At 68.9% G+C, this 15,460-nt stretch carries 14 protein-coding genes and 1 pseudogene; 7 read left to right on the forward strand and 8 right to left on the reverse strand.

The window, feature by feature from the left end:
• Positions 1–73: 73 nt before the first annotated feature.
• Positions 74–2,839: a DISARM system SNF2-like helicase DrmD gene (gene drmD / locus ABZ904_RS28780; RefSeq protein WP_361826300.1), complete on the reverse strand. Its 2,766-nt coding sequence runs from the start codon at positions 2,837–2,839 to the stop codon at positions 74–76.
• Positions 2,840–3,617: 778 nt separating this feature from the next.
• Here drmD and ABZ904_RS28785 point away from each other — a divergent pair.
• Positions 3,618–4,235 carry a hypothetical protein gene (locus tag ABZ904_RS28785; protein ID WP_361826303.1) on the forward strand — a complete coding sequence of 206 codons (618 nt, stop codon included), beginning with the start codon at positions 3,618–3,620 and terminating at the stop codon, positions 4,233–4,235.
• 409 nt (positions 4,236–4,644) lie between these two features.
• Positions 4,645–6,264 carry a protein kinase gene (locus ABZ904_RS28790; protein ID WP_361826306.1) on the forward strand — a complete coding sequence of 540 codons (1,620 nt, stop codon included), beginning with the start codon at positions 4,645–4,647 and terminating at the stop codon, positions 6,262–6,264.
• Positions 6,265–7,262: 998 nt separating this feature from the next.
• Here ABZ904_RS28790 and ABZ904_RS28795 read toward each other — a convergent pair.
• The 4 genes and pseudogenes from ABZ904_RS28795 to ABZ904_RS28810 form a co-directional block, all read right to left on the reverse strand.
• Positions 7,263–8,393: a caspase family protein gene (locus tag ABZ904_RS28795; protein ID WP_361826309.1), complete on the reverse strand. Its 1,131-nt coding sequence runs from the start codon at positions 8,391–8,393 to the stop codon at positions 7,263–7,265.
• Positions 8,390–8,755: a hypothetical protein gene (locus ABZ904_RS28800; protein ID WP_361826312.1), complete on the reverse strand. Its 366-nt coding sequence runs from the start codon at positions 8,753–8,755 to the stop codon at positions 8,390–8,392. The genes ABZ904_RS28795 and ABZ904_RS28800 overlap by 4 nt, the downstream gene beginning before the upstream one ends.
• A 212-nt stretch (positions 8,756–8,967) precedes the next feature.
• Positions 8,968–9,111: pseudogene (locus tag ABZ904_RS28805) on the reverse strand (tetratricopeptide repeat protein); the annotation flags it as partial.
• Between the two features lie 213 nt (positions 9,112–9,324).
• Entirely contained in the window at positions 9,325–9,540 is a 216-nt protein-coding gene (locus tag ABZ904_RS28810; protein WP_361826315.1) for a hypothetical protein, read from the reverse strand.
• Between the two features lie 170 nt (positions 9,541–9,710).
• On the opposite strand from ABZ904_RS28810, the gene ABZ904_RS28815 reads away from it, so the two are divergent.
• Complete coding sequence (locus tag ABZ904_RS28815) at positions 9,711–10,076, forward strand: hypothetical protein (RefSeq protein ID WP_361826318.1); 366 nt, start codon at positions 9,711–9,713, stop codon at positions 10,074–10,076.
• An 8-nt stretch (positions 10,077–10,084) separates the two neighbouring features.
• Here the strand turns inward: ABZ904_RS28815 and ABZ904_RS28820 are convergent, their stop codons facing one another.
• The 3 genes from ABZ904_RS28820 to ABZ904_RS28830 form a co-directional block, all read right to left on the reverse strand.
• Complete coding sequence (locus tag ABZ904_RS28820) at positions 10,085–11,125, reverse strand: hypothetical protein (RefSeq protein WP_361826321.1); 1,041 nt, start codon at positions 11,123–11,125, stop codon at positions 10,085–10,087.
• 85 nt (positions 11,126–11,210) lie between these two features.
• Positions 11,211–12,323, reverse strand: a complete 1,113-nt coding sequence (locus ABZ904_RS28825) for a HigA family addiction module antitoxin (RefSeq protein WP_361826324.1) — start codon at positions 12,321–12,323, stop codon at positions 11,211–11,213.
• Positions 12,320–12,685 carry a hypothetical protein gene (locus ABZ904_RS28830; RefSeq protein WP_361826327.1) on the reverse strand — a complete coding sequence of 122 codons (366 nt, stop codon included), beginning with the start codon at positions 12,683–12,685 and terminating at the stop codon, positions 12,320–12,322. The genes ABZ904_RS28825 and ABZ904_RS28830 overlap by 4 nt, the downstream gene beginning before the upstream one ends.
• A gap of 171 nt (positions 12,686–12,856) precedes the next feature.
• On the opposite strand from ABZ904_RS28830, the gene ABZ904_RS28835 reads away from it, so the two are divergent.
• The 4 genes from ABZ904_RS28835 to ABZ904_RS28850 all read left to right on the forward strand — a co-directional run bounded on the left by ABZ904_RS28835 (position 12,857) and on the right by ABZ904_RS28850 (position 15,457).
• Entirely contained in the window at positions 12,857–13,105 is a 249-nt protein-coding gene (locus ABZ904_RS28835) for a hypothetical protein (RefSeq protein WP_361826330.1), read from the forward strand.
• Complete coding sequence (locus ABZ904_RS28840) at positions 13,102–13,485, forward strand: hypothetical protein (protein ID WP_361826333.1); 384 nt, start codon at positions 13,102–13,104, stop codon at positions 13,483–13,485. Before ABZ904_RS28835 ends, ABZ904_RS28840 begins: the two co-directional genes overlap by 4 nt.
• The gene (locus ABZ904_RS28845; protein WP_361826335.1) at positions 13,482–14,921 is read left to right on the forward strand and encodes a ThiF family adenylyltransferase; all 1,440 of its coding nucleotides are present in this window, start codon (positions 13,482–13,484) and stop codon (positions 14,919–14,921) included. Before ABZ904_RS28840 ends, ABZ904_RS28845 begins: the two co-directional genes overlap by 4 nt.
• Before the next feature lie 323 nt (positions 14,922–15,244).
• Entirely contained in the window at positions 15,245–15,457 is a 213-nt protein-coding gene (locus ABZ904_RS28850) for a hypothetical protein (protein ID WP_361826338.1), read from the forward strand.
• Positions 15,458–15,460: the final 3 nt, after the last annotated feature.

Consider the following 15,460-nt stretch of genomic DNA (forward strand, 5'->3'; position numbering starts at 1 on the left):
GGTCTGGTCTCCGACCGCACAGCCATGCGGTAATCACCCACCAGCCAACCCTCCAGGCCAGCACGCCCCACCCTCAATCGCGCACCAAGTCGTTAGCGCGGACCAGCTTGCCGCCCTCGATCAGACCGCCGGCGGTCACGATCTCCTCGTGAAGGCGGGTGCCTTCCGAGCCGGTGACCACCTCCCGGCCGTGGGCGATGACAGCCGGGGTGCGCAGGGTCGCGCTGGGGACGACGCGGGCAGTGACCCGGGAGAGCTTCGCGCTGTTGCCGCCGGCCCAGATCTCGGCGCGCAGCAGGCGCAGGCACATCTGCACCAGCCGGTGGCCCAGGTAGAGCAGGACCAGGTCGGTGCGGTCGGCGACCGCGTCGGCATCGAAGGTGATGGGCCGCTCGGCGCCGGTGACCGGGTGGTGCAGGCCGTCGTTGCGGGCATCGGCCCAGGCCCCGGGAAGCTCGGGCAGGCGGAAGCACGCGGCGCGGACTCCCTCGGGCGCCTTGGTCGGTATGAGGTCCTTGCGGTGGGCGAGGGCCAGCCCGGTACGGACGACCCGCTCGACGGTGGCGGGGGAGAGGTTCAGTTCGCTGCGGCTGTCGGCCAGCGCCTCGGTGAGCCGCTGCAGGTCCCGGGCCAGGTCACGTTCGATCTTCAGCACCGCCCGCCCGGATCGGCGGGTGATCTCTGCATCAGCGGTCTGCCAGTCGGCGCGCTTCCCGAGCATTTTCTGCTCGACCTGAGTGGCGATCACTTCGCCGGCGCTGCCGAGGTCCTCGCGGATCTGGTCGACCTTGCGCGCGGCGTGGTGCAGGAAGTACAGCTCGTTCTCCAGCGAGCCCTCGGCGAAGGCACCCGGGTCGGCCTCCGCGCGTTCCCAGCCGGCGGGCACGAAGTGGAACACCTCCACGCGCGAGGCGCGCTGGCCGTGCCGGTCGATGCGGCCGTTGCGTTGCTCGAGCCGGTTGGGGTTCCACGGAATCTCCCAGTGCAGCAGCCGGTGGCAGTACCGCTGCAGGTTGATGCCCTCGCTGGCCGCGTCCGTGGCCAGCAGGATCCTCACCTCACCACCAGGCAGGTGCGGGGACTCCTGGAAGACGTTCTTGACGTGCTCGCGCTCCTTCTCGTCCTGACCGCCGTGAAGCTGGGCGATCCGCTCGGCCGGAACCCCGGCGGCAATCAGCCGCTCATACAGCCACCGCTGGGTGTCGCGGTACTCGGTGAACACGATGACCCGCTGGTCGGACCACTGGCCGCCGGGGCGGACGATCGGGTCGAGCCAGGTCGTGAACGCGCGGAACTTCCCATCCGCCCGGTCCTGCGCGCTCCGCGCCCACGAGCGCAGGCGCTCCAGCAGTTTTCGCTCCTCGGCCGACAGCGGCGCAGCGACCTCACGCACCGCACTGAACGCTTCCGTGGCCGCGGAGGCGAACGCCGCATCGTCCTCGGCGGTCTCCTCCAGCCGGTCGATCAGAGGCCGCAGCACCCGCGTGCCCGCCTCCTCGGCCAACGACGGGCGCGTAGCCAGTCCGAGGGGCCCGTGCTCGCGGGCGTTCATCGTCGCCAGGTGCGCGTCCACCGTCTCGGCGAACGCCTTGGGGGAGGAGAACAGCCGCTTCTTCAGCAGCGTGGTGACGAAGTCCGCGGCGGTACGCTGCGCCGCGCCCGAGGCCGCCTGCCTGCGGCTGGCCGCGTAGGAGGCGAGCATGCCGTGTGCTTCACGTTCGGCGTCGTCGTATCGGACTGGCAGCACTTCGAGGACACGTTCAGGGAAGCGGGGAGTGCCGTCCCAGCGCGGCGGCAGATCACGCTTGAGCCGGCGCACCATGACCTGCGCGAGCTGCTCGGGATTCGGCTTGACGCCGCGAGCGAACCGCTGGTCGTCCAGCAGCTCCAACAGTGCGGTGAACGACTCCAGATAGCCGTTGTGTGGGGTGGCCGACAAGAACAGCCGGTGCTCGCAGTGCGGAGCCAGCTCCCGGATCGCCCGGGTCCGCTGAGAATCCACCGCGTATCGGCCGGTGCCGGACGGCACACAAGTGTGCACCTCGTCGACCACCAGCAGATCGAAGGCCCGCGGATAGTTCGGCACCGGCGGGAGCACCTCGCGCAGCAACCGCATCGGACGCTCCCGTTTGAGCCAGTCGATGCTGACGATCAGCCGCGGGTAATGCGTCCACGGGTTCGCGTACAGGCCGCGGGAGCGGCGCAGTTCCTTGAGCATGCCGGTGTCGACGATGCGGAAGTCCAGGCCGAACTTGTCGCGCATCTCATCCCGCCACTGCACGGTCAGGCCGGCTGGACACACCACGAGCATCGTCCGGGCCCGGTGGCGAAGCATCAGCTCCTGCATCACCAGGCCTGCCTCGACGGTCTTACCGAGACCCACGTCGTCGGCGACGAGGAGATTGGTGCGGGGCATCGACAGCGCCCGCACCACCGGGTCCAACTGGTAGTCCTCGATCTGAATGCCGGAACGGAACGGCGCCTGCAACGCGGTGCGGTCCGCCGAGGCGATGGCACCCCAGCGCACCGCGTCCAAGAACGCATCCAGCCGTTCGGGCTCGTCGAAGCCCCGCTTGGGGGAGGGCAGGACGTGCTGGTCATGGGCGACCGCCCCGTACTCCAGTTCCCAAACCACCCGCAGTTCCTCATCGCGGGCATCGTCCTCAATTGACACCAAAGTGACGACGTGCTGGGGCGGCGTGGTGAACGATGCGGTCGCGTCGCTGGAGGCCACCGTGCTGGCCACGACATCCGAGGCGATCCACTGACGATTGCGGACCGTCACAAGCTGTCCCGGTGCAGGCGCACCGGCGCTGTTGACCTCAACGAGATCAGGCATGCTTCGAAACCCCACCCCTGAAAGACGCCCCGAATCCCGGTAAGAGAACCTCACCGAGTCTCCCCAACAGGGCAGTAGTGTGAAGATCGTAGTGGATTTGTGTAGCCCAGGGCAGGGGGTCTGCCTGGAGATGTGCCGGTGCGGGCGTCCGCACTCTCGACACGGCTCTCACCGCCGCGGTGTGCGCGTCATCGTCTCCACCCTGTGGTCGTTGCGGACGCGGTCTGTGCCATCTGACCACTGTCCTCCACGCCCGCCTCAAGAACCAGGCCGCGACCCGAGGCAAGGCCTTCCGCGCGGGCCGTTCGCTGCCAGGGCGACGAGGGCTGGGAGCGCACCCCGGAGAGCGCGGCTCCGTACCCGGCTGAGGACGCCTTGTCGGCCGCAGACCTGGAGCGTCGGACGAGGATCAAGCGCTTCCCCGTGGGAGAGCAATCGGAGTGGCCCAAGCAATCGGCGCTGTCGAAGAGAAGCGGCGTGCTGCGGTCAATCGCGACAGGAACACCAGCGAGAGCGACGGCTGGCCCGCGCGCGGTAGCCCGGACGGCGACCGTCAGACCCACGGAGTCTGCCGCTCCGCCTCCGTGCCCAACTCGACGGCCTCGGCCCGGCATCGGAACGCCAGCGCGCCCGCATCCTCGCCCGCGGCGACCTCGGCACCGACCTCCTCACCACCGGCGACCCCGACGCGTTCCGCGCCTGGACCGAACGCGTCCGCCCTCTACTCGAGCCGGACACCGAGGCCGTCCCCGACACACTGCGCGAGCTGTACCGGCGGGTGCTCGACGACACCCGCCTGGGGCACCGGTCCCTGCTGCGCCGGATGGCGGCCGACCAGGGGACCGACGCCGCGAGTATGATCCGGCGCCACTCGGCGGACGCCGTGCGGCGCGCGATGAACAGTGGATCGTGGGCCGCATTGATCCGCGACGTCGTGCAGGACTGGTGGCCCGAACAGGCGCCGCGTACCACTGTGACGGTGGGCGACGACATGCGCCAGGAGGACTTCCTCCCGCTGCCCCTCCATCTCGGCGCGCTGCACGAGACGCTGAGGTGGTGCGGTGAGGCGGCCGAGGCAGCCGACGCTCGGATCGCCGTCGAACTGACCGTTCAGAATGACACGCTGCACGTCTGGCTCGGCCTTGACCGGGTCCATGTGCGGTCGGCCTGCGAGGACTTCGCCCGGCTGCTGTCACACACCCTGCCCTACACCGACTGCCTCGTCGCCGACGACCACGTCTTGCTCCGCCTCCACGGTCGGCCTGACACGGAGGTCCTCTCCCCGTCGGCGGCCGCTGGACTGGACGCTTACCTGTCGAGCGCCGACGTGGAACGACGGCAGTATCTGGAAGGGGCCGCGGAGGAGCCCATGGGAGAGAAGCAGCAGGTCTCCTGACACCAAACCCCGACCAGGCCGGGGTTCAGGGTCGGGTTCGCCGCCACCGACAGCGCGCTGCACGTCCGCTGCGGCGCCAGAGCTTCGCCACTTCGGCGATATTCCGGTGGACCCGCCCAGCTCGAGGTGGCGGCGGTGGAACCGTGCGGTTAACCCCGCGTCCACCAAGGCCGCAGAGCCTTCTTTGTTTTTGCTGCCCTTGACCGAAAAGCTGCCCGCTCCAGAGCTCGCGCACCCGGCTACGCAAGGCCCCGGGCCTGTTGCGCTGCCAGATGAGCGTGACCCATCCAGGGGGGCGCAGCGGACTGCTCACAGAGTTGGGCTCCGGGTGACTCAACGGTGCGCTGTGTGGGCCATGATGTGCGTGGGGAGCGCTGCCGTGCGGGTGGCGCTGTAGTGGGGGTGCAGCGTGTTGCAGGAGTTGGGGGAGAAGGATCCGCGTACCTGCGGTGGTTTCCGGCTGTTGGGCCGGTTGGGAGCCGGTGGGATGGGTGTGGTGTATCTAGGCGAGGACGATGCGGGCCGGCAAGCTGCCGTGAAGATCATGCGCTCGGAGTATGCGGATGACGCGGTGTTCAGGGAGCGTTTTCATCGTGAAGCCCGGGCTCTTGCCGCAGTCAGCAGCCCCCACGTGGTCGAGGTAGTGCACCTGCCCACAGCAGGGGAGATGCCGTACCTGGTCACGGAGTACGTTCCCGGAGGCTCCCTCGCCGAGCGCCTGGAGGCCGGCCCCCTGCCCGCAGCGGATGTCGCGCGGCTTGCGGAGGCCTTGGCGCAGGCATTGGAGACGATTCACGCGGCCGGAATCGTCCACCGCGACCTGAAGCCGTCGAACGTGCTGCTGGGCGCGGACGGCCCGAAAGTGATCGACTTCGGCATTGCACAGCTCGCCGACGCCACCGCGGTGACCCGCACCGGCTGGAGGCTGGGCACCCCTGGGTACCTGGCGCCCGAGCAGCTGGCCACCGGAACCGCGGGTCCTGCGGCCGATGTGTTCACATGGGGGCTCGTGGTCGCCTCTGCCGCCCTAGGACGTCACCCCTTCGGTACTGGGCCTGCCGAAGCGCTCGCCTACCGCATCCAGCACACCACACCGGATCTGAGCGGACTTCCGACCCACCTTGTGCGCGCGGTCAGCGCAACCCTTCGCTCCGATCCACGCCAGCGACCCCTGAGCAGGGACCTGCCCCGCCTGCTGCGGGAGCCGGCCCCGCTCACCGCGCCCTACACCCATCCAGGCACTGCCACGCCAGCCGGCCGCGGCATGCGCTGGTGGCACAAGGCCGCTATCACCGCCGCCCTCTCAGGCGCTCTCTCGGCGACGCTGGTCGCCTACGCCCTCTCCCGTCAGTCGCCCGCAGCCGGCCATGCCTTGACACCGTCTGCACCCCCCGTCCGCCACAGTGCTGCTGGCTCCACCGCGCAGGCTCAGGCGGCCGCCTCCACCACACCCACTTCGCCATCAAGGAAGCCGCACGCAGCAACCAGTTCGCTGGCCGGGTCCGCCCCCACGCCGTCTTCGCGCCCTGTCACCCAGGTCAACACCTACACGCCCTGGACGTTCGGCGAGCCCGCTGACGACGTCCGCGTCGTCGCGAGCGCTGACGGCAGCTGCTTCGCCTCCTCCCAGGCGGCCTTCCGCTCCGACGCCTACCGGTGCATCGTCGGCAGCGAACTGAAGGACCCCTGCTTCAGCCCGCCCAATGACCTCAGTCCAGCCGTGCTATGCCCCACCTCCGGCGCCATAGGCAAGGTTTTCAAGATCAAACTTACCGAGGCACTCCCTGATACCAGCGGCATGGATGAACAGCAGCCCTTCCCCTTCAAGATCGTGCTTGCCGATGGACAGGTCTGCGATTCCTATCAGGGGTCCGGCGTCGCCATCGCTGGCAAAACCATGTCCTTCGGATGCCCCCACGGTGATCTCTTCGGCGGGCCCGATCCCGCCAGCAGCACCTGGACCATCGACTACCGTCCCACCGGCGCCAGCAGTTTCCATCCCACGGACATCGCCGTGGTCTATCAGTAAGCACCCCGCGGCCTGCACGGGCCGACGGGACCAGGTGATGGACGCAGCGATGCCCAAGGACCACATCAGCCACTGGGCCTGCCAGGACGCCGGGTACGTCCGCGTGTCTCGACAGGCCGTACCGGGCCCGTCGCTGCGCTCGCTCCGGCTACGCAGCTCAACCTCGCACCAGTGGAACACACCCAACGTCTCTTCGAGACGGACCGTTGGCGACCCGTCAACGCGAGCCGGGATTTTGACTTCGGCGGCGTGCGCCGTTGATGCCAGGTTTGCGGCCGGCCCAACTCGAGCTCGTCGAAGGTCTGCCGGTACCGTGCGTTGGAGACGTCCACCGCGTCTTTGACGTGCCAGGGCGGCGCCGACTGTTGATCAGTGCGGTCAGGGCGGAGAGAGCGGTGGCGAGGGCGCTCCGGATTTCTTCGGTCATGTCCTGCTCCTCCGTGTGTGGCGGAAGGCGTGACGTTGCAGGGCACGGGTCAGGCGGGTCGGGTCTGCATGGTACGGGGCGGACGCGGGCCTTCCGGGTCTCCTGCGTCGCAGTGGCACCAGAACCATCAGTGTGCCCCACGGGTTGGACGGCCGTGCCGATGATGCCACGGTAGGTAATGGCGTGTATCGGCCAATTCTGGTTCATCCACTGCTCGGTTGGCCGCGTGGCTGCAACACTCTGTGGCTGGATGACGGGTGGTCCGCCGTCATATGACGTGGGCTTCGGGGGTGTTGGACGTGGCGGGGCGTTCGGGTCGGTACTACCGCGCAGGGCACTGGGTGAACCGGTCGTCAAGTAAGACGACGCAGGCGAAGAAGTCCGCTACGGGTGTGGTGGTGGTCGGACTGCTCGTGGTAGGGGCCTGGTTGGGTTTGTTTTCGCACGGGTCGGACGCCAGCGGCACGACGCCTCAGCCCTCGCCCACCTCCTCGTCCTCGGCGGGGCGGTGACATCGCACCGCCGTCCTGTCGTCCTACGGCGGTGACGCCCCACGCGTGGCAAGGCGCGCTCATGGTCTGTTGCGCTGCCTTCCCGGCAGGCGCGGCCGCCATCCACGCGAACGGATTGGGGTGTCGCCGGTCGGCGGGGAAGCGGGTGCTAGTTGTTCGGTGGTGCGCAAGTTGTGCCAGGTGACTTTCCACGCCTCGATCCGGTCCGAGGGCAGGCCGCAGGCGGCGAGGTAGAGGGCCATGGTCTTCCAGGTCCGGGGGAGGGTTGTGCGGTTGAGGAGGGTGCTGATGGTGGCGGGGGACATGGGCGGGTCGACCCGCTGGCTGACGGTTTTGATGGTCTGGCCGCTGACTGCGCGCACTTCGCCGAGGGCGTCGAGGAAGGCGCGCGGTGTGTGGCACTGTTCCGGGTCGGGCCACTCCGCTCCTGTAGCGTCAGCGAGAGTGTCGGCCGGTGTGGGCAGGTAGGCCTGATTGTGGGCGAGGATGAGCCGTCCGGCGGTGTTGCGGACACGTTTTTGCGGCTGTGGCAGACTTTGCGCCGCCAGCGTCGTGCGCAGCTGTCGGTAGACCAGGTCCAAGTCCAGGTCTCGGGCCTGGCCGGGGATGCCCTGGCGCAGGATGCGCAGCAACTCGCCGGTAAATGCGGTGTACGTGGCCCCGGGCGGGGCCAAGGCTCGGCCGTTGTCGGGTGCTGCCGCCAGCAGGTAGCTGCCTTCGATCTCGGCCTGGTCCGCCAGCTGATCGCTGCCAGCCATCAGTCCCAGGGCCCGTCCACTCATGCAGCAGTCCAGGACGATGACGAACCGCTGTGCCGGTGAGTCCGTCAGGATTTCGCGCAGGGCCTGGTAGGTGACGCCGGTGTGGCTGCGACCAGAGACCGCATCGGGTAGGCCGAAGAAGAGGTCACCGCGGCTGTCGAGGAGGCCATGCCCGGCAAAGTAGATGAGCAGGGTGTCCTCGGTGAGCTCCGCGGCGTGTTGTACGGCATCCAGCATGGCTGGTGCGGTGGCCGGTTCGGCGACCACCGTGCAGTGGTCGGCCGGCAGACCCCATGAGAGCGGGCTCGTCAGCACGGCTGCTAGCTCGGGCAGGTTGTTGGCCACGGCTGGCAGTGACTCGAGCCGGGTGTAGTGGCTGACACCGACGAGCACGGCCCAGGATATAACCGGATTGGGTAGCGCGCTCACGACGTGGACCGTGGCGTGCTGTCTGCCTGCTCTAGTGCGGCCACGATTCGCCGCACTTCCTCGACCGTCCCCTCTGTCAGACTCACCTCGACAGCACCATGTCGAATCACCACCCGAGTCGGCCGGGGCCGGGTCTGCCGCCATGTGACCAGCGACAACACGAACGACGCCGCGCTCCAGCCGTTGCCGGTCACCAACTCCAGGGCATCAATCAACTGCCCCATGGAACCCGGCTCGGGGGCCTTGCCGGCCAACGAGAGATTCTCCCCGCGCGCCGCTGGCTCGCGCCGCAACCAGCCCTGCAAAGAGCGCAGCTCGGCTTCTTGTTGCCGCACTCCATCGACCCGTACCTGAATTCGCACCCGCTCCCCCTCAACCCACCTGGCGGCTGGACTCGTTGCATCCTGCCCACACCGGCAGGCCCGGGCACCTGCACTGTGAAGACAATTCGTCAGCCTCTTGCCGCCCGGCAGCGGCAGCAGCCTGTGGGCGCAGGCAGCCGGCGTCTGACCCGTCATGGTCGGTGGTTTCCCTGAACGGTTTTGCGTAACGATATGCGCAGTCGTCTTCAAGCGCGCAGCAGAGCGTTTTCGGCGGCGAGCAGAGCTCGGGCCGCCGAGGTCTTTGCGCCGGCGGCGGCGTAGGCGCGGTCGTGGGCGATGTGGAGGGGGGCCTCGGCCTGGCCGTCGACATGGCCGAGGCCGTGAGTGAGGGCGCCTCCAGGATTTCCTGTGGGCCGCGCAGGCAGCCGCCCAGCGATAGGGAGAGTCGCTCGATCCGGCTCTCTTCCAGGTACTGCGGGGGCGGGGGACGCGGCAGCCGTCGGCCGACCGTAGTGATCGTAACCGCCCCGCCGCTGAAGGGAACTGGCGATGAGCGGGTGGTTGGCGCGGGCAGCGCCGGAGCCGCGACACTGAGCGGCTATGACCGCTCATGCTGCAGGGAACGCGCTCGTTGTCGACGCAGACGATCTGACGACTTGCCCAAGCCCTTCGCTGCCTTCGTCCAGCAGCGAGCGACGGAAGCCGATCTGGAAGAGCTGGACCTTTACGTCGACCTCCCCCTCCACGAGCACGAGGACGAGGCGCATCGAATGCTGGCTGGGCATCTGGTCCCGGCCCGGCACTGCACACGCCTTCTCGACCACGAAGCCGAGATGATCCGCTCACAGGGCCTACGGCCGCTCGACCTCGCCCTGGTCCATGAGCGTCTCGACCAGGCCCTCGAGTGCGGGGCTGCTCACCGTGGAACAGTACGCGCTGCTGGCCCGGGAGAACTCCCTCACGCACGGCAGGTGGGTGCGGCCGTGACGGACAGGTGTGCCTCGTCCTGTCGACGGCGCCGCTGGAGCACAACCTGCCAGGCGTTCGCCGCTTCTTCAGCTTCTGGGGCGGCGAGGCCGTCTACTGGCGCTACCACGAAACCCACCCCGAACTTGCCGCAGTGCTGTCCACCATCGGACGACTGGCGCTGGTGACCGCCCTGCTCGACCTGTCCGATCCCACCGCCGACCACCGCATCTTCCCGTCACTGCTCCACGCCTTCGTCGGCAAGGCCCTGGGATACGCTCCCGCCGACGCGGAAGTCTTCTATCGAGCCTCCGTGCCCGGCAACCACGTCGAAAACATCGCCTTCCCTGGCCAACGGGACTACGACCGCTTTCCCCTCCTTCCCCGTTCCTGACGAACTGCTCAAGGCAATAGGGAGTCCGGGTCGATCAGGGGGAGAATCACGGCCGACAGGTCGTCGCCGGCTTCGCTGTGCTGATTCTCGAGGGCGCTGGTTACGGCTGCGGCTGTGGCACCAGCGAGGAGGTCGGCGAGCTGGATTGAGGGGTGAGTGATGGACTCTCCGCGGGCCAGGGAGCGGATAGGCCGACCGGGAATGAGGGAGGAAGGTGTCGCCCCCCAGGTCCGACGCAGTTGGCGGCCCAGAACCTCCAGCGCCTCGTCGGTGAGGGAGCGTTGCTCGTCGGCAAGGACATGGACCGGTCCCAGGCGACCAGCCCAGTAGCGGGCGGCTTGCCCCAGAGCCGGGACCAGCATCTCCAGCATGCCGAACGGCAGGTCATCGTCGTGCAGCAGATCGGCGTGACCGCGGGTGCCGCGCAGTTGGAAGAGGATCTCGGTAACCTCCCGGCGAGTGGAGGCGGCCCAGGCTGCCTCCAACTCCTCATAGAACCGATCCACCGCAGTTTCCGGATCCTTGCGCCCCCGAGCCGAGGCCAGCGCGACGAAGGCGCTCAGCAGCCGTGTGAAGCCTGGGCCCCGCAGCGCGCGTCGTCCTTGCGTGGCGAGCGTGCGGGCCATCCGCTGCACCTGGCCTCCGGCGTAGAGGTCGACCCCGGCAGCATGAGCCTGTTCCTCGAGGAGTAGGTCGATGACCTTCGCCACGACCGCGTACTCCTTGTCGACGAGGTACACCGAGCACCGGCCGGCCAGTGCCCCGCCCGGCCCCCACAGCTCGCGGAGCGCTTCCCGGCGGTCGGGCCGGTCCTTGAAGGGGCGGAACTTCAACTCCGGGGCCTGGCGGGCACCTGCTCTCTCCCGCAACTGCTTGACCACGGGGCCGGCCTGCGCGTCATCGATGGCCACGGACGCGTAGACCAGGTAGCGGTTGCCGTTGAGGAGCTGCTCCCCGTCCCACCCGGACTCGTCGCATGCGATCCACCGCGCCTCATCGGTGTCGGTGGTAGGGGAGGGGTGGCTGAATGCGGTGCCGGGGAGCGGCATGCTCGTGTTGCGCCTTCCTGCGCGGCCTGGGCGGCGTGGTGTGTCGGATCGGCCCGCCCTAAGGGATCTGTCTGCTGATGGCTTTTCAGATCAGGGTCACGGTGCGTTTGAGGTTGTTGCCATACTTCCAGTCGAGCGCGTCGTCGTGCTGCAGTCGGCCGACGACGATGCCGGGAGCGATGCCGACTCTGCGTGCGAAGGCTTCGATCCGGCTGAACGGCATGGGCTTGGCACGTAGTTGCTGGTAGTCGGCGGTGTAGGGGAGGGGGATCAGGGTGTTCGCGGCGAACTCGTTGGCCTCGTCTTCGTCGGGATCCTCGTGGACCTTGGAGGAAGAGAAATTGTCGCTGTCGTCCATGAAGGTCAGGCGCTTGCCGTGTAGGAGGACGTGACCCAGCTCGTGGAAGAAGCTGAACCAGAACTGGTCGTCCTTCTTGAAGCGGTCGCTGAGTGCCACGAGCACCTTCTCCGGGGTGAGCCAGCGGGTCGCACCGGACACCCTGGTCTTGGGTAGCGCTGGGACGAAGACCACCGCGACGCCGACCTCGGCGCATAGCCGTGGGAGATCCTCGATCCAGGTGTCCTGCTCGGCCAGGGTCAGGGCGCGCAGCTTCGGGAGCAGCGCGGTGAGACGGCTCTTGTCGAAGGGGTGGGTGTCCAGTTCCCGGGCGCGGAGCTCGGCCAGGCGCAGCCAGGTGGCCGTGGTGTACTCGTTGGGTTCCAGCACGGTGGATCGGCGGAACGCCGTGCGGTAGCTGCGCCAGACGTCCTCGGCTGTATCGGGGTCGGCGACGCCGAACCAGTCCAGCAGCCTGAGCAGGTTGGCGGGGGTCTTCTCACGGTTGGGGAGGATCTTGAGCTTCACGAGCTCGGCCAGGGGGAAACGGCTGAGCCAGTCGACCCGTGAGGCGAGTGCTTTGCTCTCTTCCTCGCGGGCCTGCTGGGTGCGGTAGGCCGCCTCCAAGGAGTTCCACAGGGTGGCAGGCACGCCGGTGGTGCGCTCGAGCAGGAGCGCGGTGTCGGGGCTGAGCGGTGCGGTGCCCTTGATGACCTGGTTGATGTGCTTGGTGGACAGGCCGGTGCGACGGGCGAGGTCGGCTTGGGGGATGCCGAGTTCGTCCAGGGTGTCCTTGAGGGTCTCCCCGGGGTGGGGGATCGAGTCGGGTGCGTACGCGAGTGGGTCGGCGCCGGGGTTCATCGAGAAGCCTCTCTTCGGATGAGGGGAGGGAGCTCAGGCTGCGGGGCGAGTTGGACGCCGGTGACGAGCAGGGAGCGGACGGCCCACTCGACGAGGTGGCCGTCGGCCATGGGTGGGGGGTCGTCGCGAGGACGCAGGTGCAGGTCCGCGGTCGGGCCGAGGGCTACCAGCAGTCGGCCGTCCGCATGCCCGCGCAGCCGAGCCTGGGGCAGGCGGCGCAGTTCTGCGAGGTGGGCAGCCGCGGCGATCTCCGCCAGGCGGCGCCGCAGCACTGGCGCGACGACGGTACCGAAGCGGCGCGTGCGTATGACGCCGTCGTTGCAGGACCGGGCCAGCTCACCGTCGACGAAGAAGATCTCCACCTATCGCCCCAAGAATCACTTGCGTTTACCCAGTAGGTGCATGCTAGCATCTGGCCAAGATCGAGAAGTTATATGCACCTATTGGGTTCATCAAACTTCATTCTTGCTGGTAGTGCCCATGCACTTCCAGCCCCAGCCCGGCCAAGTGCCGGGAGAAGAGGAGGCGGCGCCATGACGGCGACCACCCACACCCACACCGTCACGATCGAAGTCGATAACGAGCCGCTCCCGGGAGTCCCGCAGCACACGACCCCGAACGAAATCCTGCGCCTGGACGGCATCGACCCGGCCACGCACTACCTCGAGCGCGTCGAGGGCCGCCACCTCAAGTCCTTCAAGGACAAGGGCGACGAGCCGATCACCGTCCACCCGGACCAGAAGTTCGTGTCCCTGTTCACCGGCCCGACCCCCACCTCGTGACCACCGGCCAGCCGCTGTGGGGGCCCGCCGCGCTGCACGCGGGCCTCCTCGCCGCCGGCTACACGCCGCAGCAGACCACCACCCCCGTCGGCGAGTTCGTCGTCTTCGAGTACACCATCGAGGCCGGCCCCCGGGCAGGCACCACGGTCCAGATCGGCCTGCAGGCCATGCAGGACTTCCCCGTCACGCCGCCCGGCGGCCCTCAGGTCAGCCCCCGGCTCGGCCACCCCCACGGCGCCGTCCACCCCTCACCGCTGGGCGGCGAATGGGAGTACTGGAGCCGTCCCGCCACCAACTGGGCCGCCGACCGCAGCGTCCGCGGCTACCTGCGTCACCTGCGGACCCTGTTCGCCCAGCTCGCCCCCGGGGGAACCTCGTGATCACCCGATTCGGCGCGGCGATGCCCACGGACATGGCCCGCCGCCTCACCGACCACCTGACCCGTGCCGACGGCCAGGAGGACTGCTGCTTCGTACTGTGGCGGCCCTCCACCGGCGCGCACCGCACCTCCGCGCTCGTCGTCGACGCCGTTCTGCCTGCTGAAAGCGACCGCATCGTCCACGGCACCGTCGACTTCACCAGCGCCTACTTCCGGCGCGCCGCGCAGCTCGCCGCCGCCCAGAACTGCGGTGTCGGGCTGATCCACTCGCACCCCCGCGGCCACGGCTGGCAGGGGCTCAACCCGGTCGACCATGCCGCCGAGGAAGGCTTCGCCGCCCAGGCCATGGCCCTGACCGGCCTGCCGCTGCTCGGCATGACGTTCAGCGGTGCCGACCACGCTCACAGTGCCCGGATCTGGCAACGCCACGGCCGCCGCCAGTACGAGCCCCTGCACGCGGGAAACGTCCGCGTCGTCGGCCGACAGTTCACCGCCACCTTCAACCCCCGGCTCATGCCGGCCCCGCCCGCCCCCGACACCCAGCTGCGGACCGTCTCCGCATGGGGAGCAACCGTCCAGGAGACCCTGGCCCGCCTCAACATCGGCGTCATCGGCACGGGCTCCGTCGGCATGCCGATCGTCGAGGCGCTCGCCCGCACCGGTATCGGGCAGCTGACCTTGCTCGACTTCGACGCCGTCGAATCCGTCAACCTCGACCGGCTCCTGCACGCGACCCGGAGCGATGCCCAGCTCCACCGGGCCAAGGTCGACCTGGCGGCCGAGGCCGCCCGCCGCGCCGCAACGAACCCGGCATTCCGCGTCGTCGCACTCGAGGCGAGCGTGGTCGAGCCCGACGGCTTCGCCGCCGCGGCCGACTGCGACGTGCTCTTCTCCTGCGTCGACCGTCCCTGGCCCCGCCAGATCCTCAACCTGCTGGCCTACGCCCACCTCATCCCCGTCATCGACGGCGGTGTCAGCGTTACCACGAGCAACGGCCGCATGCGCGGCGCCGAGTGGCGCGGCCACGTCGCGGCCCCGGGCCGAGCCTGCATCGAATGCCTCGGCCAGTACGACCCCGGCCACGTCGCGCTGGAGCGCAGCGGGCTGCTCGACGACCCCGAGTACATCACCGGGCTGCCCACCGACCATGAACTGCGCCGCAAGGAGAACGTCTTCGTGTTCTCCCTGGCCGCGGCGGCAGCACAACTGACCCAGTTCATCACCATGGTCAGCGCCCCCGCGGGCATCGCGGACACGGGGGCCCATCTGTACCACCTGACCACCGGCACCATCGACCACGAGGAGCAGGGGTGCAACCCGAACTGCCCCTACAGCGGGGAGATGCATATTCTCGGCGACGCCGCGCCCGCCGCCGTCGGATCCCACCCGGCGGCCGAGCAAGCCCGCGCTGCCCGGGGCCGCCAGCAGGTCGTGTAGGGCATGCCACGCGGCTACATGCAGCCTCCTCCGTCCACGTGCCAACAGGCGGGGCAGAGGTCCTGGTTGCTCAGGACGTCCCGGAGGCCGCCGTCGGCGTACCGCGACCCCGGCGACGCCCTCGCCTTCGCATGCCTGCTCATGCTGGCCGACCGGGAGGAAGGCGCCCAGTTCTGGCTCCAGTACGCCGCCAGCGGCGGCCAGGCCACCGGTGCCATCTGCCTCTACCTCAAGCACCTACGCCGCGGCGAATGGCGCGACGCCCGCTACTGGGCCAAACAGGTCGAAGCCCTCGAGGACGAACCCTGCCCCAGTACGCCCCGGTGCCCCATGAGGTCGTCAACGCCACACCCGGGCCCGGCGGAGTGGAAGTCCGCCTTGCCCTGCCAGTTGCGGCTGCGGCCGTGCCGGAGGACGCCGTCAGGGAGGCAGTCGAGGACCTGGATGTCGACCAGGTCGACGGTCTTGGCACCATCCCGCAGCCCAGCGCGGAGCTCGCCCGCCAGCTCGAAGACCTCGTCACCGCCGACCACTGAAAG

The organism is Streptomyces sp. NPDC046900 (assembly GCF_040644975.1).
Taxonomy (GTDB): domain Bacteria; phylum Actinomycetota; class Actinomycetes; order Streptomycetales; family Streptomycetaceae; genus Streptomyces.